The organism is Geodermatophilus sp. SYSU D01045, from assembly GCF_054050295.1.
Genome location: NZ_JBJGZB010000001.1, coordinates 62,797 through 87,150, shown reverse-complemented (window position 1 = coordinate 87,150; position 24,354 = coordinate 62,797). Strand labels below are relative to the sequence as shown.

Sequence of the window (24,354 nt, the reverse complement as noted above, 5' to 3'; positions counted from 1 at the left end):
GGGGAGCCCGGGGGAACCCTCAGGCGGCCAGCCGGCTGCCGACCTCCGCGTGCCACCGGCCGACGTCGGCGGTCACCCGCGCGGTCTCGCGCCGGTCGGCCCGCCGGGCGGCCAGCGCCAGGCCGCTGCCCAGGAGCGCCAGGCCCGCGCCCACCCACATCGGCGCGGTGTAGCCCAGGCCGAGGGAGATGACCAGCGCGCCCAGCGCGGCGCCCACGGCGTTGGCCACGTTGAACGCGGCCTGGTTGGCCGCCGACACCAGGCTGCCGCCGGAGACCCGCGCGGCCACGATCACGCCGTTCTGCACGACCGGGCCCATCGCGAAGGCGACCGTGCCGAACAGCACCAGCAGGACGACGGCGGCCGCGGGGGTGCGGGCGAGGAAGGCGAAGGCGGCCAGCAGCAGCGCGGTGGCGAGCAACCCGACGACGACGAACGTCCAGCCGAACCGGTCGCCGAGGCGGCCGCCGGCCAGCGTGCCGACGGTGGTGCCGACGCCGAACAGCGCGAGCACCGGCGTCACCCAGCCCTCGGGCAGACCGGCCAGGTCGGTGAGGATCGGGCTGACGTAGCTGTAGACGGCGAACAGCGCGGCGAAGCCGACCATCGTCAGGCCGAGCACCAGCCACACCTGGGGACGGCGGAAGGCGGCCAGCTCGGCGCGCAGGTCCCCGCGCTCCCCGGTGCCGGCGGGCAGCCAGGCCAGCAGCCCGGCGATGGTGACCAGCCCGATGCCGGCGATCGCGCCGAGCACCAGCCGCCAGCTCAGCTGCTGGGCGACGAACGTGCCGAGCGGGACGCCGACCACGTTGGCCAGCGTCAGCCCGACCATCATCAGCGAGATCGCCTGGGTGGCCCGCTCCGGCGGGACAAGCCGCCGCGCGGCCACCGCGCCGACGCCGAAGAACGACCCGTGCGCCAGCGCGGTCAGCACCCGCGCCGCGGCCAGGGTCTCGTAGGTGGGCGCCACGGCCGACAGCGCGTTGCCGACGACGAACACGACCATCAGCGCGACCAGCGTCTGGCGCGGGGAGAACCGCACGCCGAGCGCGGTGAGCGTGGGTGCGCCGATGACGACGCCGGCGGCGTAGGCGGAGATGAGCAGGCCGACGGCGGACACCGAGACGCCGAGGCCGCCGGCGATCTCGGGCAGCATGCCCATGACGACGAACTCGGTGGTGCCGATGCCGAAGGCGCCGATGGCGAGGGCGAGCAGACCGCGGGGCACGGGAGGACTCCAGGAGGGACGACGGCGGACGTGGCGGGGCGTGCGGACGTCGTCGTCCGTGCTGGTCCTACAGGGAGGGAAGGCACCGGCCGCGCGGGACATGCCCCGCGCGGCCGGTGGGTGTGCTCACACCCGGGTCAGGGCTGCAGCAGCACCTTGACCGCGCCGTCCTTCTTCTCGCGGAAGTCGGCGTAGGCCTGCGGCGCCCGCTCCAGCGGCACCCGGTGGGTGGCGAAGTCGTCGACGCCGAGCGGGTCGCCGTCGACCAGCAGCGGCAGGATGTCGGGCACCCAGCGCCACACGTTGGCCTGGCCCATCCGCAGCTGGATCTGCTTGTCGAACATCCGCATCAGCGGCAGCGGGTCGGTGGCGCCGCCGTAGACGCCGGACAGCGAGATGGTGCCGCCGCGGCGGACCGCGTCGATGGCGGTGTTCAGCGCGGCCAGCCGGTCGATGCCGGCGACCTGCATGACCTTCTCCATGATCGCGTCCGGGACGACCGCGGTCGCCTTCTGCGCGATCTGCGCCAGCGGCGAGCCGTGGGCCTCCATGCCGACGGCGTCGATCACCGCGTCGGCGCCGCGGCCGGCGGTCGCGTCCTGGATCTGCCGGACGACGTCGTCCTTCTTCGTGGAGCGGATGACGTGCGTGCCGCGGGCGGTGGCCCGCTCCAGCCGCTCCGGGACGACGTCGGAGGCGTACACGTCCTCGATGCCCAGGTGGTGGGCGATCCGGGTGCACATGTCGCCGATCGGCCCGAGCCCGAGCACCAGCAGCGTGCCGCCGGGCGGCGTCGCGGCGTACTGCACCGCCTGCCAGGCGGTGGGCAGGACGTCGGAGAGGTAGACGAAGCGGTCGTCCGGCGGGCCGTCCGGGACCTTGATCGGCAGCGTGTTGCCGAAGGGCACCCGCAGGTACTCGGCCTGGCCGCCGGGCACCTGCCCGTAGAGCTTCGTGTAGCCGAACAGCGAGGCGCCGAAGCCCTGGTCGCGGTTCTGCGTGGTCTCGCACTGCGACTGCAGGCCCTGCGAGCACATCCAGCAGGTCCCGCAGGAGATGTTGAACGGCACGACGACGCGGTCGCCGGGCTTGACCGCCGTCACCGCGGAGCCGACCTCGCGGACGACGCCCATCGGCTCGTGCCCCATGACGTCGCCCTTGCTCATGAACGGCGCCATCACCTCGATCAGGTGCAGGTCGGACCCGCAGATGCCGCTCGAGGTGATCTCGACGACGACGTCGGTGTCCTCCTGCAGCGTCGGGTCGGGGACGGTGTCCACCTGTACGTCGGCACGTCCGTGCCAGGTCACTGCGCGCACGAGATCCTCTCCTCGGGTCGTCGGCCGGAAGCGGCGTCGATCGGCCTGTCCAGGGGCCTCGTGCCCGGTGTGGGCCTCCTCGCCCCTCGTTCAACGCTCAACCGGCGTGTTGATCACTCTCCGTCACATCGGTTCGACGCATCGTCGAATGACAACCGTGCAGCCCAGTGACCCATGCCACACATCCGGACCTCCATACCCAGGTCTGCAGATCACGTAACGGTCACGGCGTGTTTACATGGGCCCCGCCCGCTCCCCCGGGCGCAGCACGACGTCCCTGTCCCCGACGGAAGTCAGGTGCATGACCGAGCTCCACCCGGACCGCCTCCTCGACGGAGGGACGGCCGCGAAGCCCGCGGCCGGCGCACCCCTCCGCAAGGCAGCGGCAGCGTCGCCCGACCGGCGACCCGCCGGCGCCGCGAAGACGGCCCCGCGGCCCACCCCGCACCGACGTCAGGGGGAGACGTCGCCGAGCGGGGACCGCACCGAGTCCCGACCCGAGTCCCGCCCCGCCCGCCGTCCGAGCCCCCGGCCGCGGCCCACGCCGTCGCCGCGGACCTCTCCCGAGGCGACCGCCGAGCCGGCGCCCGCCCCCGCGGCCCCGGTGCCCGGCCTCGAGGCCCGCACCGTCGTGGTCGCCGGGGACGAGCCCGCTGGGGCTCCCGAGGCCGACGAGGCCGCCGAGCCCGCCGAGGTCCTCGCGGTCGCCGACGCCGCCGAGCTCGTCGAGGCCGCCGACGCCCAGGCGCTGGCCGCCGTCGCGGCCGCCGGCACCGACGAGGCCGCCGCCGACGGGCCCGAGGAGGCCGACGCCGGCGAGGAGCGGGTCCCGGTCACCGTGGTCGCCGGCCACGGCCGGCACCGGGCGATGGCCCGGCTGCTGCGGCTGCCGCGCCGCCAGCCCGCCTTCTACCTCGCCGCCGCGCTGGTCGGCGCGGTCGGCATCGGCTCCTTCTCCGTGGGCGACCGCGTCGCCCAGGCCGACGGCCCGGAGGCGGTCAGCTCCTCGGTGAGCGTCGCCGAGGAGCTGGGCATCGCCGACCAGGACCTCCCCGCGGCCGCCGAGGTCGCGACCCTGCGCTCGGACGCCACCCTGCTCGGCGCGGTCACCGCCAGCCGCAACGCCCGCGAGGCCGGGGAGGCCGCCGCGGCGCAGGCGCAGGCCGACGCCGACCGCGCCGCCCAGGAGGCCGCCGCGGCCGCGGCCGCCGAGGCCGCCCGGCCCAGGACCGTGCTCCCGGTCAGCGGGGCACGGCTCACCAGCGGCTTCGGCGCGCGCTGGGGCACGCTGCACGCCGGCATCGACCTCGCCGCGCCCATCGGCACGCCGGAGTACGCGGCCGCCGACGGCGTCGTCCTCGAGGCCGGCCCCGCCAGCGGCTTCGGCCTGGCGGTGTACGTCCAGCACGAGAACGGCGACGTCACCGTCTACGGGCACATGGAGGAGATCCTCGTGCAGCCCGGCCAGGTGGTCCGCGCCGGCGACACCATCGCGCTGCTGGGCAACCGCGGGCAGTCGACCGGCCCGCACCTGCACTTCGAGGTGCACGTCGGCGGCATCGATGGCGAGCGGATCGACCCGATCCCGTGGCTGCGGGACCGCGGCGTCGCGATCTGACGAAGGACCACCCTTCCTCCCCACGCCTCGCGAGCACGGCGCGGACCCTGGAGGGTGGCCGTTCCAGCACGTCACGGGACACGCGCCCCCCTCCCGGCAGCTCCGGGCAGGGGGCGCGTGTGCGTCGGAGGACACTGGAGGGGGAGGTGGGCCGATGGGAGCCGGGCACGGGCACGCGCACGCCACCGCGGCGGCGGCCTCGCGGGGGCGGCTGGCGGTCGTCCTCGGGCTCACCCTCGCCGTCCTCGTCGCCGAGCTCGTCGGCGCGGTCGTCTCCGGCTCGCTCGCCCTGCTCGCCGACGCCGGGCACATGGCCACCGACGCGCTCGGCGTGGGCCTCGCCCTCGGGGCGGTGACGCTGGCGCAGCGCCCGGCCCGCGGGCGGCGCACCTTCGGCTGGCAGCGGGTGGAGATCCTCGCCGCGGTGGCCAACGGGCTGCTGCTGGCCGGCGTCGCGGTGTTCGTCCTCGTCGAGGCGGTGCGGCGGATCGGCGACCCGCCCGAGATCACCTCCGGCGTCGTCCTCGCCGTCGCCGCCGGGGGCCTGGCCGCCAACCTCGCCGGGCTGACGCTGTTGCACCGCGGCCGGCGGGGGTCGCTCGCCGTCCGCGGTGCGCACCTGGAGGTGCTCGGCGACGCGCTGGGCTCGGTGGCCGTCCTCGTCGCGGCCGGCGTCGTCGCGCTCACCGGGTGGACGCCGGCCGACACGATCGCCGCGCTGCTCATCGGCTGCCTGGTGCTGCCGCGGGCGTGGGCGCTGCTGCGCGAGTCCCTCGACGTGCTGCTGGAGGCCGCGCCGCGCGACGTCGACCTCGACCAGGTCCGCGCGCACGTCCTCGGGGTGCCCGGCGTCATCGGCGTCCACGACCTGCACGCCTGGACGATCACCTCGGGCCTGCCGGTGCTGTCCGCGCACGTCGTCGTCACCGACGAGGCGCTGGCCGCCGGGCACGGCGGCCGGGTCCTCGACGCGCTGTGCGCCTGCCTCGGAGACCACTTCGACGTCCCGCACTGCACCTTCCAGATCGAGGCCGAGGCGCACGCCGGCCACGAGGCGCCGGTCCACGACTGAGGCCGCGACCCCGGGCGCGGCCGCCGGTGGGACAGTGGGGAGCGCGCGACCGACGGACCGGAGGTACAGGTGGAGCACGGGCACCACTCGGGCATGTGGGTGCCCGGCGAGCCACCCACGTGGGGGCGGGTCTTCCTGCCCCACCTGGACGCGTGGTCGGTGCTGCCCGTCCTCGCCCTGCTCGGCGTGCTGGCCTACCTGGTCGGCCTGGTCCGGCTGCGCCGCTCGGGCGTGGCCTGGCCGTGGTGGCGCGCGGCGTCCTGGGTGGCCGGCTGCCTGTCGCTGTTCGCCGTCACCGGGACCTGGCTGAACGGCTACAGCATGGTGCTGTTCAGCGTGCACATGGCCCAGCACATGGTGCTGTCGATGGTCGCGCCGCTGCTCCTGCTGCTCGGCCGGCCGGTGACGCTGGCGCTGCGCTCGCTGCCGCGGGGGAGGGGAGTGGCCGGCGTCCCGCGGGCGCTGCTGCTCGACGCCCTGCACAGCCGGGTCGCGCGCTTCCTGTCACACCCGCTGTTCACGCTGCCGCTGTTCCTGGTCAGCCTCTACGGCGTCTACTTCACGCCCGTCTTCGACGCGCTGATGGGCGACCCGGTCGGGCACCAGTTCATGCTCGCCCACTTCACCGTCACCGGGCTGCTGTTCTTCGGGCCGATCCTCGCCCAGGACCCGTGGCCCCGGCAGGTGGGTCACGCCGGCCGGATGCTCGAGCTGCTGATCCCCATGCCGCTGCACGCGTTCTTCGGCGTCGCCATCATGATGTCGACGTCGCTGGTGGTGCGGACCTTCGCCGACCCGCCCGCCGGCTGGGGCGTCGACCCGCTCGCCGACCAGAACGCCGCGGGCAGCATCGCGTGGTCCTTCGGCGAGCTGCCGACGGTGCTCGTCCTCGTCGTCGTCCTGTTCAGCTGGATGGGCTCCGAGGAGCGCCGCGGGCGCCGGATGGACCGCGTCGCCCGGCGCACCGACGACGCCGAGCTCGAGGCGTACAACGCGCGCCTGAAGCAGCTCGCCACCCGCTCCGGCTCCTGAACGCGGCACCGCCCGCGTCCCCGGGCGGGGACGCGGGCGGTGCGCTGCGCAGGAGCGGTCAGCCGACGTGGACGGCGACGTCGCCGGCCGGCAGGTCCTCCCGGGTGGCCCTGATGAGCACCGCGGCCACCAGCGCGCCGACGACGAGCAGCGCGGCCGCCCAGGTGAAGGCGGTGGTGTAGCCCTCGACCTGGCCCTGGAGGCCGACCGCCGGGTCCCGCGGGTCCGCCCCCGCGGTCAGCGCGTCCGCGGTGTAGGCGCTGATCGCACCCACCGACAGCGACGCCAGGACGGCGGTGCCGATCGAGGCGCCGACCTGCTGGGTGGCGTTGAGCATCGCGCTCGCGGCGCCCGCGTCGTGCTCGCCGGCGCCGACCAGCGCCAGGTTGGACAGCGGCACGAAGGTGAAGCCCAGGCCCAGGCCGAGCAGCAGCTGGCCGGGGAAGGGCAGCGCCCAGAAGCCCGTGTCCAGCCCGACGAACGACAGCGTGAACAGCCCGCCCGCGGCGAGCAGGCCGCCGAGCACCATGAGCGGCTTCGGGCCGACCCGCGGCACCAGCGCGCTGGCCGCGCCGGCCGAGAGGAACACGCCCAGCGTCGTCGGCAGCGAGGCGACGCCCGCGACCACCGGCTCGTAGCCGAGCACCTGCTGGAAGTACAGGCTCAGGAAGAAGAACGCCCCGATGAGCCCGGCGCCGACCAGCGTCGAGGTGAGGTAGGCGCCGCCGCGGTTGCGGTCGAGCACGATCCGCATGGGCAGCAGCGGGTTGCGGGTACGCAGCTCCAGCAGCACGAACAGCGCCACCAGGACCAGGCCCGCGACGATGAACAGCCACGCCGGGCCGTCGGCCCACCCGCTCTCGGGCGACACCAGGGTGGTGCTGCCCTGCGCGGCGGCCCGGGCGTTGGCGGCCGCGGCCTCGGCGGCGTTGGTCTGCGCGGCCTCGGCGACCCGCGTGAAGCCGTAGACGATCGAGGCCAGGCCGAGGGTGACCAGCACGGCGCCCGGGATGTCGTACTTGGTGTCCCCGGGCGCCCGGCTCTCCGGGACGATCGGGACGGCCAGCACGACGGCGAGCAGCGCGACGGGCAGGTTCACCCAGAAGCACCAGCGCCAGTCGGCGTACTCGGTGAGCACGCCGCCGAGCAGCAGGCCGACCGCCGACCCGCCGCCGGCGATCGCGCCGTAGACGCCGAACGCCTTGGCCCGCTCCTTCGGGTCGGTGAACAGCACGGTCAGCAGCGCGAGCGACGCCGGCGCCAGCAGCGCGCCGAAGACCCCCTGCAGCGCGCGGGCGCCGAAGAGCATCGCCTCGTTCTGCGCGATGCCGCCGAGCGCGGAGGCGACGGCGAAGCCGGCCGCGCCGACCAGGTAGGTGCGCTTGCGGCCCCAGAAGTCGGCGATGCGCCCGCCGAGCAGCAGGAAGCCGCCGAAGGTGAGGGTGTAGGCGGTGACGATCCACTGCTGGGTCGCGGCCGAGATGCCGAGGTCGGCGGACACCGCCGGCAGCGCGATGTTGACGATCGTGGCGTCGAGGATGACCAGCAGGACGGTCATCGCGATGACGCCGAGGGCGAGCCAGCGCTTCTCGTAGGGCTCCGCGGCCGGGGTGTCCGGCCCGGCGGCAGGGGTGGACGACGGGTGGGTCATGGGGTCCTCAGGGTCGTGACGCGAGGCCGAGGTCGTCGGCCGAGGGAGCAACCTAGCCCCCTGCGACCATGGGCTCGTGCCCGTCTCGCTGGTGGTGACCGCCGACACACACCTGCCGAAGCGCGCCCGTGACCTGCCCCGATCCCTCTGGGCCGCGATCGACGCCGCGGACCTCGTCGTGCACGCCGGCGACTGGGTCGACGTCACCCTGCTCGACGTCCTGGAGTCCCGCGCCCGGGCCCTGCTCGCGGTGTACGGCAACAACGACCACGGGCCCCTGCGCGAGCGGCTGCCGGAGGTGGCGCGCGCCGAGGTGGGCGGGCTGCGGGTCGCCGTCGTCCACGAGACCGGCGACGCCCGGGGCCGCGAGCGGCGCTGCGCCGCGCGCTTCCCCGACACCGACGTCCTGTTCTTCGGCCACAGCCACATCCCGTGGGACACCACCGCGGACACCGGGCTGCGGCTGGTCAACCCCGGCTCGCCCACCGACCGGCGCCGGCAGCCGCACGGCACCTTCGTCACCGCGGTCGCCGGCGGCGGGGTGCTCACCGAGGTGGTCTTCCACCCGGTCGCCCGGTGACGGCCCTCGCCCCGGTGTCCCCTCCCGCCGCCCGCCGGCGCCACCTCGCCGTCGTGCCCGCCCGGGCGGCCGAGCCGGCGCCGCCGGTCCCGGCGGGTGCGTCGTGAGCCGGTGGCGCCCCTGGCCGCCGGGGGCGGTGGCCGTGCTGGCCTGTCCCGTGTGCGGCGCGGGGCTGGCCGCGCTCCCCGGCGACGCGGGCCTGCGCTGCCCGGCCGGCCACGCCTTCGACCGCGCCCGGCAGGGGCACGTGACGCTGCTGCCGCCGGGCCACACGCCGCCGACCGGGGACACCGCGGCGATGGTGGCCGACCGCGCCGAGGTGCTGTCCGCCGGCGCCTACGCCGGGCTCACCCGGGTCCTGGCCGGCGCGGTCGCCGCGGGGGAGGGCCCGGTGGACGCCGTCCTCGACCTCGGCGGGGGCACCGGGCACCACCTGGCGGGCGTGCTGGACGCGCTGCCCGGCGCCGTCGGCGTGGTGCTCGACTCGTCGCGGTACGCGGCCCGCCGCGCGGCCGGCGCCTCGCCGCGGGCGCTCGCCGTCGTCGCCGACACCTGGGCCCGGCTGCCGGTCCGCGACGCCGCCGTCGACCGGGTGATGGTGGTGTTCGCCCCGCGCAACGGCCCGGAGACCGCGCGGGTGCTGCGCCCCGGCGGCCGGCTGGTGGTCGCCACCCCGGCGCCCGAGCACCTCGCCGAGCTGGTCGGTCCGCTGGGGCTGCTCCGGGTGGACCCGGAGAAGGAGGCCCGGCTGTCCGCGGCCCTGGAGCCGCACCTGGTGCCGGCCGGGCGCGTGCGGCACCGGGAGGAGCTGGAGCTCGACCCCCGCACCGTCACCACGGTCGTGGGGATGGGGCCGCACGCCCGGCACCTGACGCCGGAGCGGCTGGCCGCCGCGGTCGCCGCGCTGCCGCCGCGGGTGCGGGTCACCCTCGCCGTCGACGTCACCACCTGGGCGCTGCCCGCGGACGCAGGAGGGGCCCGGCCGTGACGGCCGGGCCCCTCCTGGGTGACGGGACCGCAGGGCTCTCGTCGTCCCCCGAGGTGCCGGGAGCCCTGCGCCGGTCAGATCCGGGTGCGGGTGCGTCCGCGGGTGGCGAAGACGTAGACCAGCAGCACGATGATCGCGCCGATGATCGAGCCGATGATGCCGGCGGCGCCGAGCTCGAAGCCGTTGCCGCTGATCAGGCTCCCGAGCAGGTTGCCCACGAAGGACCCGATGATGCCCAGGACGATCGTCATCCCGACGCTCATGGACTGCTTGCCCGGGACGACGGCCCGCGCGACGAAGCCGGCGATGGCGCCGACGACGATGAGCACGATGATGTTCCAGAGAAGCTCCACGGTGGAGACCTCCTGAGGGGATGGCCGGGTGGCCGAGGCGCTGGGATCTCCAGGCTCGGACGGTCCTGTTCCCCTGGTGAGCAGCGCGGAAACGCGTCTTGATCATGATGTGACCTGAGCGCCGCCCGCACCGGGGCCGCCGGCACCGGCGCGCCTCCCCGGTCGGGCCCGACGGCCCCGTGGCCCTCGGTCTAAGCTGCGCTCGTGACGATCGCGCCTGCACCGATCGTGAGCCGGCCCAGCCCGGCTCGCGAGGTCCAGCGGGGTGCGCGGCTCTCGAACCTGCTGCGGACCACGGACCACAAGACCATCGGCCTGATGTACATGGCCGCCTCGTTCGCCTGGTTCATCGTGGGTGGCTTCATGGCCATGCTGATCCGCGGTGAGCTGGGCCAGCCCGGGCTGCAGTTCCTCTCGCCCGAGCAGTACAACCAGCTCGTCACGATGCACGGCACGATCATGCTGCTGATGTTCGCGACGCCGCTGTTCTTCGCGTTCTCGAACCTGATCATGCCGCTGCAGATCGGTTCCCCGGACGTGGCGTTCCCCCGGCTGAACGCCTTCTCGTTCTGGCTGTTCTTCTTCGGCAGCATCATCGCGGTCTCGGGCTTCTTCACGCCCGGTGGCGCGGCCGACTTCGGCTGGTACGCCTACGCCCCGCTGTCCGACGCCGTCCACTCCCCGGGGGTGGGCGCGAACCTGTGGTTCGCGGGCCTGGCGGTCTCCGGTCTGGGCACCATCCTCGGCGCGGTCAACTTCACGGCCACGATCGCCTGCCTGCGGGCGCCGGGCATGACCATGTTCCGGATGCCGATCTTCACCTGGAACACGCTGGTCACCAGCCTGCTGGTGCTCCTGGCCTTCCCGATCCTCACCGCCGCGATCTTCGGCATGCTGGCCGACCGCAACCTCGGCGCCCTCGTCTACTCGGACGAGAACGGCGGCCCGATGCTGTGGCAGCACCTGTTCTGGTTCTTCGGCCACCCCGAGGTCTACATCATCGCGCTGCCGTTCTTCGGCATCATCACCGAGATCATCCCGGTCTTCGCCCGCAAGCCGCTGTTCGGCTACAAGGGCATGGTCGGCGCGACGCTGCTCATCGGCGGCCTCTCGCTCACGGTGTGGGCGCACCACATGTACGCCACCGGCGCGGTGCTGCTGCCGTTCTTCGCGTTCCTCACCTACCTGATCGCGGTGCCGACCGGGATCAAGTTCTTCAACTGGATCGGCACCATGTGGCGCGGCCAGCTGACGTTCGAGACGCCGATGCTGTTCTCCATCGGCTTCCTGGTGACCTTCCTCCTGGGCGGGCTCACCGGTGTGCTGCTGGCCAGCCCGCCGCTGGACTGGCACGTCAACGACAGCTACTTCGTCGTCGCGCACTTCCACTACGTCGTGTTCGGCACCGTGGTGTTCGCCGCCTACGCCGGCATCTACTTCTGGTTCCCGAAGATGTCGGGCCGGATGATGGACGAGCGGCTGGGCAAGCTGCACTTCTGGCTGGTGTTCATCGGCTTCCACGCGACGTTCCTGGTCCAGCACTGGCTGGGCACCGAGGGCATGCCGCGCCGGTACGTCGACTACCTGCCCACCGACGGGTTCACGACCCTGCACGTGATCTCCACCATCGGGTCGTTCGTCCTGGGCGCCTCGACCATCCCGTGGCTGTACAACGTGGTGAAGTCGTGGAAGTACGGCCGGCTCGCGCTGCGGGACGACCCGTGGGGCCACGGCAACTCGCTGGAGTGGGCCACCTCCTCGCCGCCGCCGCGGCACAACTTCACCGAGATCCCGCGGATCCGGTCGGAGCGCCCGGCGTTCGAGGCGCACTACCCGCACCTGGTCGAACGGCTGCACGCCGAGGCGCACGTCGGCAAGCGGCACCAGCCCTACGCGGGTGTCAGCGAGCTGGCCGAGGGCACCGGCCCGCGGCAGGGTCCCAACGACCCCGACCCCTTCTGATCCCCCGGGGGCACTGCCCCCTCCCGCGCGAGCGCACGTCACCAGCGACGCCCCGTCGGCCCCGGCCGGCGGGGCGTCGCCGCGTCTCCGGGACCACCGCCCGGAGCCCCCGGGGGAGTGCGGCACCATGGCCGCCGTGCCGCTCGACCCCGCACCCCGCACGCGTCCGCAGGCCGCCCCCGTCGGGCCGCGCGCGGTCCTCACGGTCACCGGCGCCGACCGGCCCGGCGTGACCGCCCGGCTGTTCGGGGCCCTCGCCTCCGGCGACCACGGGCTCCCGCCGGTCGAGGTCGTCGACGTCGAGCAGGTCGTCGTGCACGGCCAGCTCGTCCTCGGGGTCGTCATCGGCGCCCGGCCGGCCGACGACGAGGCGGACGAGGCCGGCTTCCTCGCCTGCCTGGGCCGGCTGGCCACCGAGGTCGCCCGGGCCACCGGGGTCCGGGTCGACGTCGAGACCGCGTCCGGCCGCGGTGCCGGCAGGACGCCCACCGGCCGGCCGCACCACGTGATCCTGCTCGGCCGGCCGGTGCCGCCCTCCGCGGTCGCCGGCGCGGCCACCGCCATCGCCGGCGTCGGCGGCAACATCGACGCCATCCGGCGGCTGTCGGACCACCCGGTCACGTCCCTCGAGCTCACCGTCTCCGGGGCCGGGGCCACCGAGCTGCGCACCGCGCTGGCCGCCGTCGCCGCCGCCACCGGCGCCGACATCGCCGTCGAGCGGGTCGGGCTGGCCCGGCGCAGCAAGCGGCTGATCGTCCTCGACGTCGACTCCACGCTCGTGCGCGGCGAGGTCATCGACGAGCTGGCCGCCCGCGCCGGCCGCGCGGCCGAGGTCGCCCGGATCACCGCGGCGGCGATGAACGGGGAGCTGGACTTCGCCGAGTCGCTGCGGGCGCGGGTCGCCACGCTGGCGGGCCTGCCGGTCGAGGTGCTCGACGAGGTGCGCGAGCACCTGGAGCTCACCCCTGGTGCCCGCACGCTCATCCGCACGCTGCAGCGGCTCGGGTTCCGCTGCGGCATCGTCAGCGGCGGCTTCAGCCAGATCACCGACCCGCTGGCCGCCGCGCTCGGCCTCGACTTCGCCGCGGCCAACACCCTCGAGGTCGCCGACGGGAAGCTGACCGGCGGCCTGGTCGGCGAGATCGTCGACCGGGCGGGCAAGGCCCGCGCGCTGGCCCGCTTCGCCGCCGAGCACGGCATCCCGCTGGAGCAGACGGTCGCGGTCGGCGACGGCGCCAACGACCTCGACATGCTCAACGCCGCCGGGCTCGGCATCGCGTTCAACGCCAAGCCCGTGGTGCGCGAGCAGGCGCACACCGCGCTCAACCAGCCCTACCTGGACGCCGTCCTGCAGGTCCTCGGCTTCACGAGGGACGAGGTGATGGACGCGCTGTGACACGGTGTGATCTGCCGTCCCACCGGACGGCACCGCGGCCACGTGCCGTCCCCCTGCTGCGCTGAGCCCCACCCGGTCCTCGTCGCGGAGGCCTCCGGCCCCCACTCCTCGGCCCGCCCCGCAGGGCGGCTCACCTCGTCGGCGGCTGGGGTCAGCCGCGGGTGACCGCGCCCTCGAGCTCGACGCCGGCGGTGCGCAGCTGGTCCAGCGCCGCCTCGGTCGAGGCCTCGGACACCCCTGCAGTGAGGTCGAGCAGCACGCGGGTCGCGAAGCCCGCCGCGACGGCGTCGAGCGCGGTGGCCCGCACGCAGTGGTCGGTCGCGATCCCGACCACGTCGACGGCGTCCACGCCCCGCTCGCGCAGCCAGTCCGCCAGCGGCACGCCGTCGGACCGTCCCTCGAAGCCGGAGTAGGCCGCCGCGTAGTGGCCCTTGTCGAAGACGGCGTCGAGGGGCCCGCGGTCCAGCGACGGGTGCAGCTCGAGCCCGCTGGTGCCGGCGACGCAGTGCGCCGGCCAGGTCTCCAGGTAGTCGGGTTGTTCGTGGAAGTGGTCGCCCGGGTCGACGTGGTGGTCGCGCGTGGCGACGACGTACGCGTAGTCGGCGGACCTCACGTGCTCGGTGATCGCCGCCGCCACCGCCGCACCCCCGGCCACCGCCAGGCTGCCCCCCTCGCAGAAGTCGTTCTGCACGTCCACCACCAGCAGTGCGCGCGTCACCGCGGGACCTCCGTTCACGCCGTCACCGTCTCCAGTGCGGGTTCCCCGCGGGAGAGCGCCCATGCCTCCTGCGGCAGCGCCTCGCGCGCCCGGCGGTGGTGCGCGGCCGCCGCCTCGAGCGCGTCGGCCGGCGACGACGGCGTCACGACCTCGCCGCCGCGGACCAGCTCCACCACCAGCTGCCGGTCGCCGTCACGCGCCTCGACCCGCCCGCTGCTGACCACCTCGGCGGTCGCCGTCCCGTCGGGGTCGTGCCGGCGGACGGCGGTCTTGCGGCCGCCGGTGGAGTTCTTGCCCTCCGAGCGCTTGGCCACCGGCACGCCGTCGCGCTGGACCAGCTTGTAGACCATCCCGGCCGTCGGCGCGCCCGACCCGGTGACCAGCGAGGTGCCGACGCCGTAGCCGTCGACCGGCGCGGCCATGAGCCCGGCGATCGCGTACTCGTCGAGGTCGCTCGTGACGATGATCCGCGTCTTCGTGGCGCCCAGCTCGTCGAGCTGGCGGCGGGCGGCGGTGGCCAGCGTCGGCAGGTCGCCGGAGTCCAGCCGGATGGCGCCGAGGTCCGGCCCGGCCACCTCGACCGCCGTCCGGATGCCCTGGACGACGTCGTAGGTGTCCACCAGCAGCGTGGTGCCGACGCCGAGGGTGTCGACCTGCGCGCGGAAGGCGGCGGCCTCGTCGTCGTGCAGGAGGGTGAACGCGTGCGCGCTGGTGCCCGTCGTCGGCACCCCGTACCGGCGGCCGGCCTCCAGGTTGGAGCTGGCGGTGAAGCCGACCAGGTACGCCGCCCGCGCCGCGGCGACGGCGGCCTGCTCGTGGGTGCGCCGCGAACCCATCTCGATGACCGGCCGCTCGCAGGCGGCCCCGACCATGCGGGCCGCGGCCGAGGCGATCGCGCTGTCGTGGTTGAGCACCGAGAGGACCAGGGTCTCCAGCAGCACGCCCTCGGCGAACGGCGCGCGCACGGTGAGCACCGGGGAGCCGGGGAAGAACAGCTCGCCCTCGGCGTAGCCGGCGACGTCGCCGGAGAAGCGGAAGTCGGCCAGCCAGTCCAGCAGCCGCGCGTCGGTCAGGCCCTGCTCGCGGAGGGTGGCCAGCTCGTCGTCGCCGAACCGGAAGGAGGGCAGCAGCTCCAGGAGCCGGCCGGTGCCGGCGACGACGCCGTAGCGGCGGCCGTGCGGGAGGCGCCGGGCGAAGACCTCGAAGACGCAGTCCCGGTCGGCGGTGCCGTCGGCCAGGGCGGCGGCGACCATGGTCAGCTCGTACCGGTCGGTGAGCAGGGCGGTACCCGTCGGCATGATCCCGACCCTAGGTCGGCCGCCGTGGCCGCACCCGGGGGACCGGGGGAGCGACCGTCCTAGAGTGGTCGGGTGGCCGGACCACTCGCGCCGACACGGACGCCCGAATCCACGGTCGAGGAGACCGCCGACCTCGACCGGCCCTGGGTCACCATCGTCTGGAACGACCCGGTGAACCTCATGACCTACGTGACCCACGTGCTGCGGGAGCTGTTCGGCTACGACGAGCCGACGGCGACCACGCTCATGCTGCAGGTGCACAACGACGGCAAGGCGGTGGTCAGCTCCGGGCCGCGCGAGCGGATGGAGCACGACACCAGCCGGCTGCACGCCTACGGCCTGTGGGCCACCTACCAGCAGGACGCATGAGGCCGTTCCGCCGCAAGGGGGCCGACGTCGTCGCGCGACTCGAGCCGGCCGAGGCCGGCGTCCTCGGGCTGCTGCTCGACCAGCTCGAGCAGCTGCTGGGCGCCGACCCCGAGGACGTCGAGGGCGACCCGGTGGTCGCGCGGCTGCTGCCGGCCGGGCACCGCACCGACCCGGAGCTCGCCGCCGACTACCGCGAGCTGACCGAGTCGGCGCTGCGCGCGGGCAAGACCGACGACCTGGCCGCCGTCCGGGCCACCCTGCCCGCCGACGGCGGTGAGGTGCGGTTGGACCGGGACCAGGCCGGCGCGTGGCTGCGCACCACCAACGACCTGCGGCTGGCGCTGGGCGAGCGGATCGGGATCACCGAGGAGACCGAGCCGCCCGAGGACCCGGCCGGCGAGGAGGGCCAGCAGCTGGCCGTCTACTACTGGCTCACCGGGCTGCAGGGGTCGCTCGTCGACGCGGTCGCCGCCGGGCGCGACGCCCGAAGGTGAGCAGCACCAGCACCGCCAGCAGCAGGTCCAGCACGAAGAAGACCAGCACGAGGCTGGGCAGCTCCAGGTCGCGGACGGCCGCCCCGACGGTGGAGACGAGCGTGACCGCCGACAGGACCAGCACCAGCAGGAGCACCAGCACGCGCAGCGCGACGAGCAGGGCGAGCGACAGGCGGTCGGCGGCGACGTCGCTGCTGTAGTGCCCGCTGCGCAGGGTCAGCCCCCGGACACCGAGCCACAGCGTCGGCAGCGCGACGACCACCACACCGGCCGCCATGATCAGCTCGAGCACCACGGGTCCGCACCGTATCCGGTCGGTGACGACCGGGTGTCCTGCCCCGGTCGGGCGAGCGTCCTCCGGTGCCCGCGGTGCCGCTGCCGCGCGCCGCCTAGACTGGCGGTGTGCTGCGCATCGACCGCGCGACCTACGACGCCATCGTGGCCCACGCCCGGGAGGACCACCCGGACGAGGCCTGTGGCGTCGTCGCCGGACCCGAGGGCAGCGACCGCCCCGAGCGGTTCATCCCGATGCTCAACGCCGCCCGGTCGCCGACGTTCTACGAGTTCGACTCGGCCGACCTGCTGCGCCTGTACCGGGAGATGGACGACCGGGACGAGGAGCCGGTGGTGATCTACCACTCGCACACCGCCACCGAGGCGTACCCCTCGCGCACCGACGTCAGCTACGCCTCGGAGCCGAACGCCCACTACGTCCTCGTCTCCACCCGCCACTCCGGCCGCGAGACCGGCCTGGCCGGGGACGACGTCGAGTTCCGCAGCTTCCGGATCGTCGACGGCGAGGTGAGCGAGGAGGACGTCGAGGTCGTCGAGTCCTACCTGTTCGGCCACTCGCCGACCACCGTCGTCTACGACTGAACGGTGCCGTGCCGCCGGGTGCGGAATCCCCGGCGGCGAGCGGGCGTTGCCCGCACCGACACGCGCTCGCCCGAGCGCTCCCGCACGTCCCCCCACCCTCCCGAGGAGAACCGCACGCCATGGCCATCGAGGTCCGGATCCCGACCATCCTGCGCACCCACACCGGCGGCAACAAGACCGTCGAGGGCAGCGGGGACACCCTCGGCGCGCTCGTCGACGACCTCGACGCCAAGCACCCCGGCCTCAAGGGCCGCCTCGTGACCGAGGAGGGCAAGCTGCACCGCTTCGTCAACGTCTACGTCAACGACGAGGACGTGCGCTTCACCGGTGCCCTCGACACCGCGGTCAAGGACGGCGACTCGGTCACCATCCTCCCGGCGGTCGCCGGCGGCTGCTGAGGCTCACCGCCCCGCCGTCCCGCCGTCCCGCCCCCTCACCCGGAAGAGCTCCCGCATGGCCCGCTTCAACTCCCTCGTCGACTCCCTCGGCGGCACCCCGCTGGTCGGGCTGCCGAACCTGTCGCCGACGCCGGACGTTCGGCTGTGGGCCAAGCTCGAGGACCACAACCCCACCGGGTCGATCAAGGACCGTGCCGCGATCTCGATGATCGAGGCGGCGGAGAAGGACGGGACGCTGCAGCCGGGCGCCACCATCCTGGAGCCGACCAGCGGCAACACCGGCATCTCGCTGGCGATGGTGGCTCGGCAGCGCGGCTACAAGCTCATCTGCGTCATGCCGGAGAACACCTCCGTCGAGCGGCGCCAGCTGCTGGAGATGTACGGCGCGCAGATCGTCAGCTCGCCGGCGGCCGGCGGCTCCAACCAGGCCGTCGCGATGGCCAAGGAGATGGCCGCCGAGCACGACGACTGGGTGATGCTCTACCAGTACGGCAACCCGGCCAACGCCGACGCGCACTACACCGGCACCGCCCCGGAGATCCTCGCCGACCTGCCGTCGATCACCCACTTCGTCGCCGGCCTGGGCACCACCGGCACGCTGATGGGCTGCTCGCGCTACTTCCGCGAGCACAAGCCCGGCGTCCAGGTCATCGCCGCCGAGCCGCGCTACGGCGAGCTGGTCTACGGCCTGCGCAACATCGACGAGGGGTTCATCCCCGAGCTCTACGACTCCTCGCTGCTGGACTCCCGGTTCTCCGTGGGTCCGGAGGACGCCGTCCACCGCACCCGGCAGCTGGTCGAGCGCGAGGGCATCTTCGCCGGCATCTCGACCGGGGCGATCCTGCACGCCGCGCTCGGCGTCGCCGACCGCGAGGTCGCCGCGGGGCGCCGGGCCGACATCGTGTTCATCGTCTGCGACGGCGGCTGGAAGTACCTGTCCACCGGCGCCTACGCGGGCACCCTCGAGGAGGCCACCTCGGCCCTCGAGGGCCAGCTCTGGGCCTGATGGAGGGCCACCCTGCCCTCCACCGCTCGCAGGCTCGCGGCGGGCCCCTGCAGGGTGGCCGACGGTTGGTCGCGAGGGGCCTGCTGTTCGACAACGACGGCGTCCTGGTCGACTCCGACGCCGCCGTCACCTCCTCCTGGTCGCGCTGGGCCGCCGAGCACGGCCTGGCGCCCGCCGACGTGCTCGCCGTCGTGCACGGCCGGCGGTCCGCCGACACCGTCGCCGACCTGGTGCCCGGGCCCGGGCGGGCCGCCGCGACGGCGCTCATCGACCGGTACGAGCTCGAGGACGCCACCACCGTGGCCGCCGTCCCCGGGGCGGCCGACCTCCTGGCCGGGCTGCCCGCCGGCGTCTGGGCGGTGGTCACCTCCGGCACCCCCGACCTGGCCGCCGCCCGGCTGACCGCCGCGGGGCTGCCGCTGCCCGGCGCCCTGGTCACCGCCCGGGACGTGCGCACCGGCAAGCCCGACCCCGAGGGCTACCGCCTCGGCGCCCGCCTGCTCGGCGTGCCGCCGGAGGACACCGTGGTCGTCGAGGACAGCCCCGCGGGCATCGCCGCCGGCCGGGCGGCCGGCGCGCGGGTCGTCGGCGTGGGGGAGCGGGCCCTCGGCGCCGGGGCCGACGTCGTCGTCCGTGACCTCCGCGGCCTGTCCTGGACCGGCGGCGTCCTGTCCGTCCCGGCCGCCGCCCTGCTGGCGACCGGCGGCTAGCCTGGCGCCCGCCATGGGAAGCGGATGGACGTGCGACCGGCCGGGGAGTGCGGCATGAGGCTCACGGTCGTGGGCTGCTCGGGCAGCGGACCCGGCCCGACGTCGGCGGCCTCCTGCTACCTCGTCGAGCACGACGGCTTCCGGGTGCTGCTCGACCTCGGCAGCGGCGCGTTCGGCGCGCTGCAGGCGCTGGCCGACCCCGACTCGATCGACGCCGTCTACCTCTCCCACCTGCACGCCGACCACTGCCTCGACGTCGCGCCGCTGGTGGTGTGGCACCGCTACTCCGGCCGCTCCTCGGGGCGCCGCATCCCGCTGATCGCCCCCGCGGGCGCCGAGCGGCGGCTGGCCCTGGTCTACGACGACGGGGGCGCGCCGCTGACCGACGTCTTCGACTTCGCGGTCACCCCGGTGTCGGCCGTCCTGGGCCCGTTCACCGTGCAGACCGCGCGCACCGCGCACCCGGTCGAGTGCCACGCCGTCCGGCTGGCCGCGCACGGCAGCTCCCTGGTCTACACCGGCGACACAGGGCCGTCGCGGGCCGTCGTCGACCTGGCGCACGGCGCCGACCTCCTGCTGGCCGAGGCCGCCCACCCCGAGCGGGACGGGCTGCCGCCGGACCTGCACCTCACCGGCCGGCAGGCGGGGGAGGCCGCGGCCGCGGCCGGGGTGCGCCGGCTGCTGGTCACCCACGTGCCGGCGTGGGTGGACCCCGCCGCGCAGCTGGCCGCGGCGCGGACGGCGTTCCCCGGCGCGGAGCTGGCCCTCCCGGGAGCCGTCCACGAGGTCTAGGCGCTTGCCGTCCCCGGGCGGGGCGGGCACGGTGGGCCGGTGGTCGACGACGAACGGGACGGCGTCCGGCTGACCAGCCTCGACGCGCCGCTGGGCGACGGACTGGAGGTCACCAAGGGCGACCTGGTCGACCACCTCGACGCGTTCGCGGACCGGCTGGTGCCGCAGCTGGCGGGCCGGCCGCTGTCGGTCAAGCGGGTGCGGCCGGGCCAGGAGCCGTTCATGCAGCGCAACGTCGCCAAGGGCGCGCCGGACTGGGTGCGCACCGTGCCGGTGTGGTCGTTCGGCGCCCACCGCGAGGTGCACCAGGTGCTCTGCGACGACCGGCGCACCCTGCTGTGGCTGGCCAACCAGCGCGCCGTGGAGTTCCACGTCCCGTTCTTCCGCGCGGGCGCGGAGACCGAGCCGACCGGCATCGTGCTCGACCTCGACCCGCCGGAGGGCGCCGACTTCGCGGTGGTCGTGCAGGCCGCGGAGCTGGTGCGGCGGGCGCTCGCCGACGCCGGGCTGGCCGGGGCGGTGAAGACCAGCGGGTCCAAGGGCGTGCACGTGGTCGTCCCGGTGCGCGGGGCCGGGCCCGAGGACGCCGCGGCCGCGACCCGCGCGCTCGCCGCCCGCGCCGCCGCGCTCCACCCGGACCTGGCCACGACCGCCTACATCAAGGAGGACCGGCACGGCCGGGTCTTCCTCGACTCCACCCGGTCGGGGTCCTCGACCGTCGTGGCCGCCTACAGCCCCCGGATCCGGCCCGGCCTGCCGGTGTCGGCGCCGGTCGCGTGGGAGGACCTGCCCTCGGTCCGGCCGGGCGACGTGACCGTGACGACCGCCCTGGACCGGCTGGGGGACGGCGACCCGTGGGCCGAGCTGCTGCCCGGGCCGCGGGAGCTGCCGGCCGACCTGGTCGCCGAGGGCCACACCATCCCGGTGGCGCGGGTGGCCGCGATGCACGAGGGCAAGCGGCGGGCGCGGGCCAAGCGGTCCGCGGAGGGCTGAGCGGGCGACCCGGGGACCGACACCCCCGCCGCCGTCGTCCACAGGAGGGACCCGCGTCCACCACCGGCTGTGCGCGGGCGCGTCCTGTCGGTGCCGACCCGCACGCTCCCGGGCATGACGCACGACCCGCAGACCACCGCCTGGCTCGACCAGGAGGACGCCCACCTCGCCGCCGTCATCCGCCGCGCCCGCTTCGCCGTGCAGTACGTGGGGCCGGGGGACCGTCCCGACGAGCCGGCGTTCGGCTACACCATCGGCCTGTTCGGCCTCGGGCACCCCGAGCTGGTGCTCGTCGGGCGCGGGACCTCCGCCACGCACGCGCTGCTCGACGCTGTGGCCGGCGAGGTCGTGGCCGGCCGCTCGCTGGTGCCCGGTGAGCTGCTCGAGGCCGGCCGGGAGGAGCTGGTCGTGGAGGAGTGCCCCAACCCGGGCGAGGTCCTGCTCGGCGCCAACCGCTGGTACCGGCGGCCGGCCGAGTACTCGGTGCCGGCGCACGTCCTCACCTGGGCCTCGCCCGCCGGGTGCTTCCCGTGGGACCCGGGCTGGGACGGCGGCCGGTACGGGCAGCCCCGGCCGGGCACGTGGACGGCCTGAGTCCGCTCCGGGAGAACGCCCCTCGTCCCGGGCGCCGGGAGGGACCAGGATGGCCCGCGTCGCGGCAGGCCGGGGCGCGCCCGGCGGGCGGGAGGTGCACGTGACCGCGCGAGCCGATCGACCGTCCGGGGTGCGTGCCCGCGCCCGCGTGCTGCCGACGACGGAGCACCACACGGTCACCACGCTGGAGCTCTTCTTCGACCTGGTCTTCGTCTTCGCGATCACGCAGGTCACCGCGTTCATGGCCGAGGACATCGGCTGGCGCAGCGCGGTGCGCGGCCTGCTCGTCCTCGCGCTGCTGTGGTGGGCCTGGTGCAGCTACGCGTGGCTGGGCAACCAGGCCCGGGCCGACGAGGGGGTCGTCCGCGGGGCGCTGATCACGGTGATGGGCGCGCTGTTCCTCGTCGCGCTGGCGATCCCGGAGGCCTGGCGCGACGAGGGCGACGGGTTCAGCGCCCCGCTGGTGCTGGCCGCGTGCCTCGTCGTCGTGCGCCTGGGTCACCTCGCGGTCTACTCCATCGCGGCGGGGGAGGACGCCGGGTTGCGCCGGCAGCTGCTGCGGGCCGCCGTCCCGGTCGTCCTGGCCGCCGGGCTCCTGGTGGCCGGGGCCCTGGTCGGCGGGACCGCCCAGACGCTGCTGTGGGTCCTGGCGCTGCTGGTCGACTACACCGGCATCTACCTCTCCGGCGCCGACTGGCGGTTGCCGGCGCCGCGGCACTTCGCCGAGCGGCACGGCCTGATCGTGATCATCGCCCTCGGCGAGTCGATCATCGCGGTCGGCGTGGGGGTCGTCGACCTGCCGCTGACCCTGCCGATCGCCGCCGTCGCGCTCCTCGGGCTCACGGTCACCGTGTGCCTGTGGTGGTCCTACTTCGACGTGGTCGCGCCCGTGGCGGAGCGGGTGCTGGCCGGCAAGCAGGGGGTGGACCGGGTCCGGCTGGCCCGTGACTCCTACACCTACCTGCACTTCCCGATGATCGCCGGGATCATCTTCCTCGCCCTCGGGCTGAAGAAGGTCGCCGAGTACGTCGGCGACGTCGAGCACCACGACCTGACCGACCCGCTCAAGGGGACCGCCCTGTGGTCGCTCTACGCCGGCGTCGCGGTGTACCTGCTGGCGCACCTGGCCTTCCGGCTGCGCAACGTCGGGTCGGTCAACCGGCCGCGCGCCGTCGTCGCGGTGGTGCTGCTGCTCGCGCCCCTGGCCGTGACGCCCCTGCCGGCGCTGACGCAGCTCGCGGTGCTCGCCGCGGTCCTGGTGGCGATGCTGACCTTCGAGGTGGTCCGCTACGCCGACGCGCGGGCGCGGGTGCGGGCGGAGGCGGCCGCCGAGCACGGGTGACCGCCGCCCGCCGGCCTCAGCCCGTCCGCACCTCCCGGCGGTCCTCGGCCCAGACCGTGTGGAAGACGCCCTCCCGGTCGGTCCGCCGGTAGGTGTGCGCGCCGAACAGGTCGCGCAGGCCCTGGACCAGCGCGGCGGGCAGCCGCTCGGCGCGCAGCCCGTCGTAGTAGGCCAGCGCGGTGGAGAAGCCGGGCGCCGGGATCCCGGCCCGGGCGGCCTCGACGACGACCGTCCGCCAGCCCTCGAGGCAGTCCGCGACGGCGTCGCGGAAGTAGCCGTGCGTGAGCAGGGTCGTCAGGTCCGGTTCGTCGGCGTAGGCCTGCCGGATCCGGTCGAGGAAGCGGGCGCGGATGATGCAGCCGCCGCGCCAGATGGTCGCCAGCGCGCCGGGGTCGACGTCCCACCCGTGCTCGCGGGCGCCGGCGGCGATCTGGTCGAACCCCTGCGCGTAGGCGACCACCTTCGAGGCGTACAGCGCCTGCCGGACCGCCTCGACGAACGCGTCCCGGTCGGCCACGGGCTCCGGCGCCGCCGACGGGCCGGGCAGCACCGCCCGGGCGGCGGCGCGCTGCGCGGTGTGCCCGGACAGCGAGCGGGCGAACACCGCCTCGGCGATCCCGCTGACCGGCACCCCGAGGTCGAGCGCCGACTGCACCGTCCAGCGCCCGGTGCCCTTCTGCTCGGCCTGGTCGAGGACGAGGTCGACGAAGGGCCGGCCGGTCGCGGCGTCGACGTGGCGCAGCACCTCGGCGGTGATCTCGACGAGGTAGGACTCCAGGTCCCCGGCGTTCCACCCGGAGAACACCTCGCCGATCTCGGCGGGGGACAGGCCCAGCCGGGTGCGCAGCAGGTCGTACGCCTCGGCGATGAGCTGCATGTCGGCGTACTCGATGCCGTTGTGCACCATCTTCACGAAGTGGCCGGCGCCGTCGGTGCCCACGTGGGTGCAGCACGGCGTCCCGTCGACCACCGCCGCGATCGACTCCAGCAGCGGCCCCACGATCGCGTAGGCCTCGGCCGACCCGCCGGGCATGATGCTCGGCCCGAGCAGGGCGCCCTCCTCGCCGCCGCTGATCCCGCAGCCGACGAAGTGCACGCCGCGCCGGGCCAGCGCCTGCGTCCGGCGGATGGTGTCGGTGTAGCGGGCGTTGCCGCCGTCGACCAGGACGTCGCCCGGCTCCAGCAGGCGCGCGACCTCCTCGACCACCGCCTCGGTCGACGCCCCGGCCTGCACCATGACGACGACCTTGCGCGGCCGGGCCAGCGCGGCGACGAACTCCTCGACCGAGCCGGTCGGCACGAACGCGCCCTCGTCCCCGTGCGCGGCCACCAGCGCCTCGGTGCGCGCCTGCGTCCGGTTGTGGAGCACCACCCGGCAGCCGTGGCGGGCGAGGTTGCGGGCCAGGTTGGCGCCCATCGTGGCCAGCCCGGTGACGCCGACGTCGCCGTCGGGGGGAGGGGTCGCGTCCGCGTCGCTCATGCCCGCCGATGCTCGTCCACCGGCGCCCGGAGCGGCACCCCGGCGGACCCGGTCGTCACGGCCGGACCCGGCGTCCTGACGACGG

25 protein-coding genes are annotated in these 24,354 nt (G+C 75.1%); 17 read left to right on the top strand and 8 right to left on the bottom strand.

Annotation, left to right across the window (positions count from 1 at the left end; genetic code table 11):
* Nucleotides 1–19: 19 nt before the first annotated feature.
* Both ACI798_RS00495 and ACI798_RS00490 read right to left on the bottom strand, forming a co-directional pair.
* Nucleotides 20–1,228 carry an MFS transporter gene (locus ACI798_RS00495; protein WP_457046892.1) on the bottom strand — a complete coding sequence of 403 codons (1,209 nt, stop codon included), beginning with the start codon at nucleotides 1,226–1,228 and terminating at the stop codon, nucleotides 20–22.
* A gap of 137 nt (nucleotides 1,229–1,365) precedes the next feature.
* A complete protein-coding gene (locus tag ACI798_RS00490; protein ID WP_456942289.1) occupies nucleotides 1,366–2,547 on the bottom strand; it encodes an alcohol dehydrogenase catalytic domain-containing protein in 1,182 nt (393 codons plus the stop codon).
* 604 nt (nucleotides 2,548–3,151) lie between these two features.
* On the opposite strand from ACI798_RS00490, the gene ACI798_RS00485 reads away from it, so the two are divergent.
* The 3 genes from ACI798_RS00485 to ACI798_RS00475 all read left to right on the top strand — a co-directional run bounded on the left by ACI798_RS00485 (nucleotide 3,152) and on the right by ACI798_RS00475 (nucleotide 6,269).
* Nucleotides 3,152–4,165, top strand: coding sequence for a M23 family metallopeptidase (locus ACI798_RS00485; protein WP_457046891.1), 1,014 nt, complete (start codon nucleotides 3,152–3,154; stop codon nucleotides 4,163–4,165).
* 154 nt (nucleotides 4,166–4,319) lie between these two features.
* Complete coding sequence (locus ACI798_RS00480; RefSeq protein WP_456942291.1) at nucleotides 4,320–5,237, top strand: cation diffusion facilitator family transporter; 918 nt, start codon at nucleotides 4,320–4,322, stop codon at nucleotides 5,235–5,237.
* A gap of 69 nt (nucleotides 5,238–5,306) precedes the next feature.
* Nucleotides 5,307–6,269, top strand: a complete 963-nt coding sequence (locus tag ACI798_RS00475) for a cytochrome c oxidase assembly protein (RefSeq protein ID WP_456942292.1) — start codon at nucleotides 5,307–5,309, stop codon at nucleotides 6,267–6,269.
* A 58-nt stretch (nucleotides 6,270–6,327) separates the two neighbouring features.
* Here the strand turns inward: ACI798_RS00475 and ACI798_RS00470 are convergent, their stop codons facing one another.
* Nucleotides 6,328–7,920, bottom strand: a complete 1,593-nt coding sequence (locus ACI798_RS00470) for an MFS transporter (protein ID WP_456942293.1) — start codon at nucleotides 7,918–7,920, stop codon at nucleotides 6,328–6,330.
* 76 nt (nucleotides 7,921–7,996) lie between these two features.
* Here ACI798_RS00470 and ACI798_RS00465 point away from each other — a divergent pair, with 76 nt between their 5' ends.
* Nucleotides 7,997–8,500, top strand: a complete 504-nt coding sequence (locus ACI798_RS00465; RefSeq protein WP_456942294.1) for a metallophosphoesterase family protein — start codon at nucleotides 7,997–7,999, stop codon at nucleotides 8,498–8,500.
* A 136-nt stretch (nucleotides 8,501–8,636) separates the two neighbouring features.
* Entirely contained in the window at nucleotides 8,637–9,488 is an 852-nt protein-coding gene (locus tag ACI798_RS00460) for a putative RNA methyltransferase (protein ID WP_456942325.1), read from the top strand.
* 74 nt (nucleotides 9,489–9,562) lie between these two features.
* Here ACI798_RS00460 and ACI798_RS00455 read toward each other — a convergent pair whose 3' ends face one another.
* Nucleotides 9,563–9,841, bottom strand: coding sequence for a GlsB/YeaQ/YmgE family stress response membrane protein (locus ACI798_RS00455; RefSeq protein ID WP_456942295.1), 279 nt, complete (start codon nucleotides 9,839–9,841; stop codon nucleotides 9,563–9,565).
* Nucleotides 9,842–10,045: 204 nt separating this feature from the next.
* Here ACI798_RS00455 and ctaD point away from each other — a divergent pair, with 204 nt between their 5' ends.
* Nucleotides 10,046–11,803 (top strand): aa3-type cytochrome oxidase subunit I, encoded by a 1,758-nt coding sequence (ctaD, locus tag ACI798_RS00450; protein ID WP_456942296.1) that lies wholly within the window; start codon nucleotides 10,046–10,048, stop codon nucleotides 11,801–11,803.
* 127 nt (nucleotides 11,804–11,930) lie between these two features.
* Entirely contained in the window at nucleotides 11,931–13,199 is a 1,269-nt protein-coding gene (gene serB, locus ACI798_RS00445) for a phosphoserine phosphatase SerB (RefSeq protein ID WP_456942297.1), read from the top strand.
* 151 nt (nucleotides 13,200–13,350) lie between these two features.
* On the opposite strand, the gene ACI798_RS00440 is transcribed toward serB, so the two are convergent.
* Both ACI798_RS00440 and ACI798_RS00435 read right to left on the bottom strand, forming a co-directional pair.
* Nucleotides 13,351–13,917, bottom strand: a complete 567-nt coding sequence (locus ACI798_RS00440; RefSeq protein ID WP_456942298.1) for an isochorismatase family protein — start codon at nucleotides 13,915–13,917, stop codon at nucleotides 13,351–13,353.
* A 14-nt stretch (nucleotides 13,918–13,931) separates the two neighbouring features.
* Nucleotides 13,932–15,215: a nicotinate phosphoribosyltransferase gene (locus ACI798_RS00435; RefSeq protein WP_456942299.1), complete on the bottom strand. Its 1,284-nt coding sequence runs from the start codon at nucleotides 15,213–15,215 to the stop codon at nucleotides 13,932–13,934.
* 72 nt (nucleotides 15,216–15,287) lie between these two features.
* Here ACI798_RS00435 and clpS point away from each other — a divergent pair, with 72 nt between their 5' ends.
* A complete protein-coding gene (gene clpS, locus ACI798_RS00430; RefSeq protein WP_456926023.1) occupies nucleotides 15,288–15,584 on the top strand; it encodes an ATP-dependent Clp protease adapter ClpS in 297 nt (98 codons plus the stop codon).
* Nucleotides 15,581–16,078, top strand: a complete 498-nt coding sequence (locus tag ACI798_RS00425) for a DUF2017 family protein (RefSeq protein ID WP_456942300.1) — start codon at nucleotides 15,581–15,583, stop codon at nucleotides 16,076–16,078. The genes clpS and ACI798_RS00425 overlap by 4 nt, the downstream gene beginning before the upstream one ends.
* Here ACI798_RS00425 and ACI798_RS00420 read toward each other — a convergent pair.
* Nucleotides 16,017–16,373 (bottom strand): hypothetical protein, encoded by a 357-nt coding sequence (locus ACI798_RS00420; RefSeq protein ID WP_456942301.1) that lies wholly within the window; start codon nucleotides 16,371–16,373, stop codon nucleotides 16,017–16,019. The genes ACI798_RS00425 and ACI798_RS00420 overlap by 62 nt on opposite strands.
* A gap of 107 nt (nucleotides 16,374–16,480) precedes the next feature.
* On the opposite strand from ACI798_RS00420, the gene ACI798_RS00415 reads away from it, so the two are divergent.
* The 8 genes from ACI798_RS00415 to ACI798_RS00380 all read left to right on the top strand — a co-directional run bounded on the left by ACI798_RS00415 (nucleotide 16,481) and on the right by ACI798_RS00380 (nucleotide 22,789).
* Nucleotides 16,481–16,954, top strand: coding sequence for a Mov34/MPN/PAD-1 family protein (locus ACI798_RS00415; protein WP_456942302.1), 474 nt, complete (start codon nucleotides 16,481–16,483; stop codon nucleotides 16,952–16,954).
* Nucleotides 16,955–17,073: 119 nt separating this feature from the next.
* On the top strand, nucleotides 17,074–17,352 hold the full coding sequence (locus ACI798_RS00410) for a ubiquitin-like small modifier protein 1 (RefSeq protein ID WP_387985774.1): 279 nt from the start codon (nucleotides 17,074–17,076) through the stop codon (nucleotides 17,350–17,352).
* Nucleotides 17,353–17,407: 55 nt separating this feature from the next.
* Nucleotides 17,408–18,358, top strand: a complete 951-nt coding sequence (locus ACI798_RS00405) for a PLP-dependent cysteine synthase family protein (RefSeq protein WP_456942303.1) — start codon at nucleotides 17,408–17,410, stop codon at nucleotides 18,356–18,358.
* 65 nt (nucleotides 18,359–18,423) lie between these two features.
* Nucleotides 18,424–19,068 (top strand): HAD-IA family hydrolase, encoded by a 645-nt coding sequence (locus ACI798_RS00400; protein ID WP_456942304.1) that lies wholly within the window; start codon nucleotides 18,424–18,426, stop codon nucleotides 19,066–19,068.
* Between the two features lie 54 nt (nucleotides 19,069–19,122).
* The gene (locus tag ACI798_RS00395) at nucleotides 19,123–19,860 is read left to right on the top strand and encodes an MBL fold metallo-hydrolase (RefSeq protein ID WP_456942305.1); all 738 of its coding nucleotides are present in this window, start codon (nucleotides 19,123–19,125) and stop codon (nucleotides 19,858–19,860) included.
* Between the two features lie 39 nt (nucleotides 19,861–19,899).
* Nucleotides 19,900–20,853 carry a DNA polymerase domain-containing protein gene (locus tag ACI798_RS00390; protein ID WP_456942306.1) on the top strand — a complete coding sequence of 318 codons (954 nt, stop codon included), beginning with the start codon at nucleotides 19,900–19,902 and terminating at the stop codon, nucleotides 20,851–20,853.
* 114 nt (nucleotides 20,854–20,967) lie between these two features.
* Nucleotides 20,968–21,447: a DUF4262 domain-containing protein gene (locus ACI798_RS00385; protein ID WP_456942307.1), complete on the top strand. Its 480-nt coding sequence runs from the start codon at nucleotides 20,968–20,970 to the stop codon at nucleotides 21,445–21,447.
* Between the two features lie 148 nt (nucleotides 21,448–21,595).
* Complete coding sequence (locus tag ACI798_RS00380; protein WP_457046890.1) at nucleotides 21,596–22,789, top strand: low temperature requirement protein A; 1,194 nt, start codon at nucleotides 21,596–21,598, stop codon at nucleotides 22,787–22,789.
* A gap of 16 nt (nucleotides 22,790–22,805) precedes the next feature.
* Here the strand turns inward: ACI798_RS00380 and gndA are convergent, their stop codons facing one another.
* Nucleotides 22,806–24,269: an NADP-dependent phosphogluconate dehydrogenase gene (gene gndA / locus ACI798_RS00375; RefSeq protein ID WP_456942309.1), complete on the bottom strand. Its 1,464-nt coding sequence runs from the start codon at nucleotides 24,267–24,269 to the stop codon at nucleotides 22,806–22,808.
* Nucleotides 24,270–24,354: the final 85 nt, after the last annotated feature.

What these genes read in the sequence shown, in the direction of transcription:
- ACI798_RS00405 (WP_456942303.1), top strand. Translation starts at nt 17,408, where the DNA reads ATGGCCCGCTTCAACTCCCTCGTCGACTCCCTCGGCGGCACCCCGCTG.
- ACI798_RS00410 (WP_387985774.1), top strand. Translation starts at nt 17,074, where the DNA reads ATGGCCATCGAGGTCCGGATCCCGACCATCCTGCGCACCCACACCGGC.
- gndA (WP_456942309.1), bottom strand. Translation starts at nt 24,269, where the DNA reads ATGAGCGACGCGGACGCGACCCCTCCCCCCGACGGCGACGTCGGCGTC.
- serB (WP_456942297.1), top strand. Translation starts at nt 11,931, where the DNA reads ATGGCCGCCGTGCCGCTCGACCCCGCACCCCGCACGCGTCCGCAGGCC.
- ACI798_RS00395 (WP_456942305.1), top strand. Translation starts at nt 19,123, where the DNA reads ATGAGGCTCACGGTCGTGGGCTGCTCGGGCAGCGGACCCGGCCCGACG.
- ACI798_RS00425 (WP_456942300.1), top strand. Translation starts at nt 15,581, where the DNA reads ATGAGGCCGTTCCGCCGCAAGGGGGCCGACGTCGTCGCGCGACTCGAG.
- ACI798_RS00470 (WP_456942293.1), bottom strand. Translation starts at nt 7,920, where the DNA reads ATGACCCACCCGTCGTCCACCCCTGCCGCCGGGCCGGACACCCCGGCC.
- ACI798_RS00480 (WP_456942291.1), top strand. Translation starts at nt 4,320, where the DNA reads ATGGGAGCCGGGCACGGGCACGCGCACGCCACCGCGGCGGCGGCCTCG.
- ACI798_RS00435 (WP_456942299.1), bottom strand. Translation starts at nt 15,215, where the DNA reads ATGCCGACGGGTACCGCCCTGCTCACCGACCGGTACGAGCTGACCATG.
- ACI798_RS00385 (WP_456942307.1), top strand. Translation starts at nt 20,968, where the DNA reads ATGACGCACGACCCGCAGACCACCGCCTGGCTCGACCAGGAGGACGCC.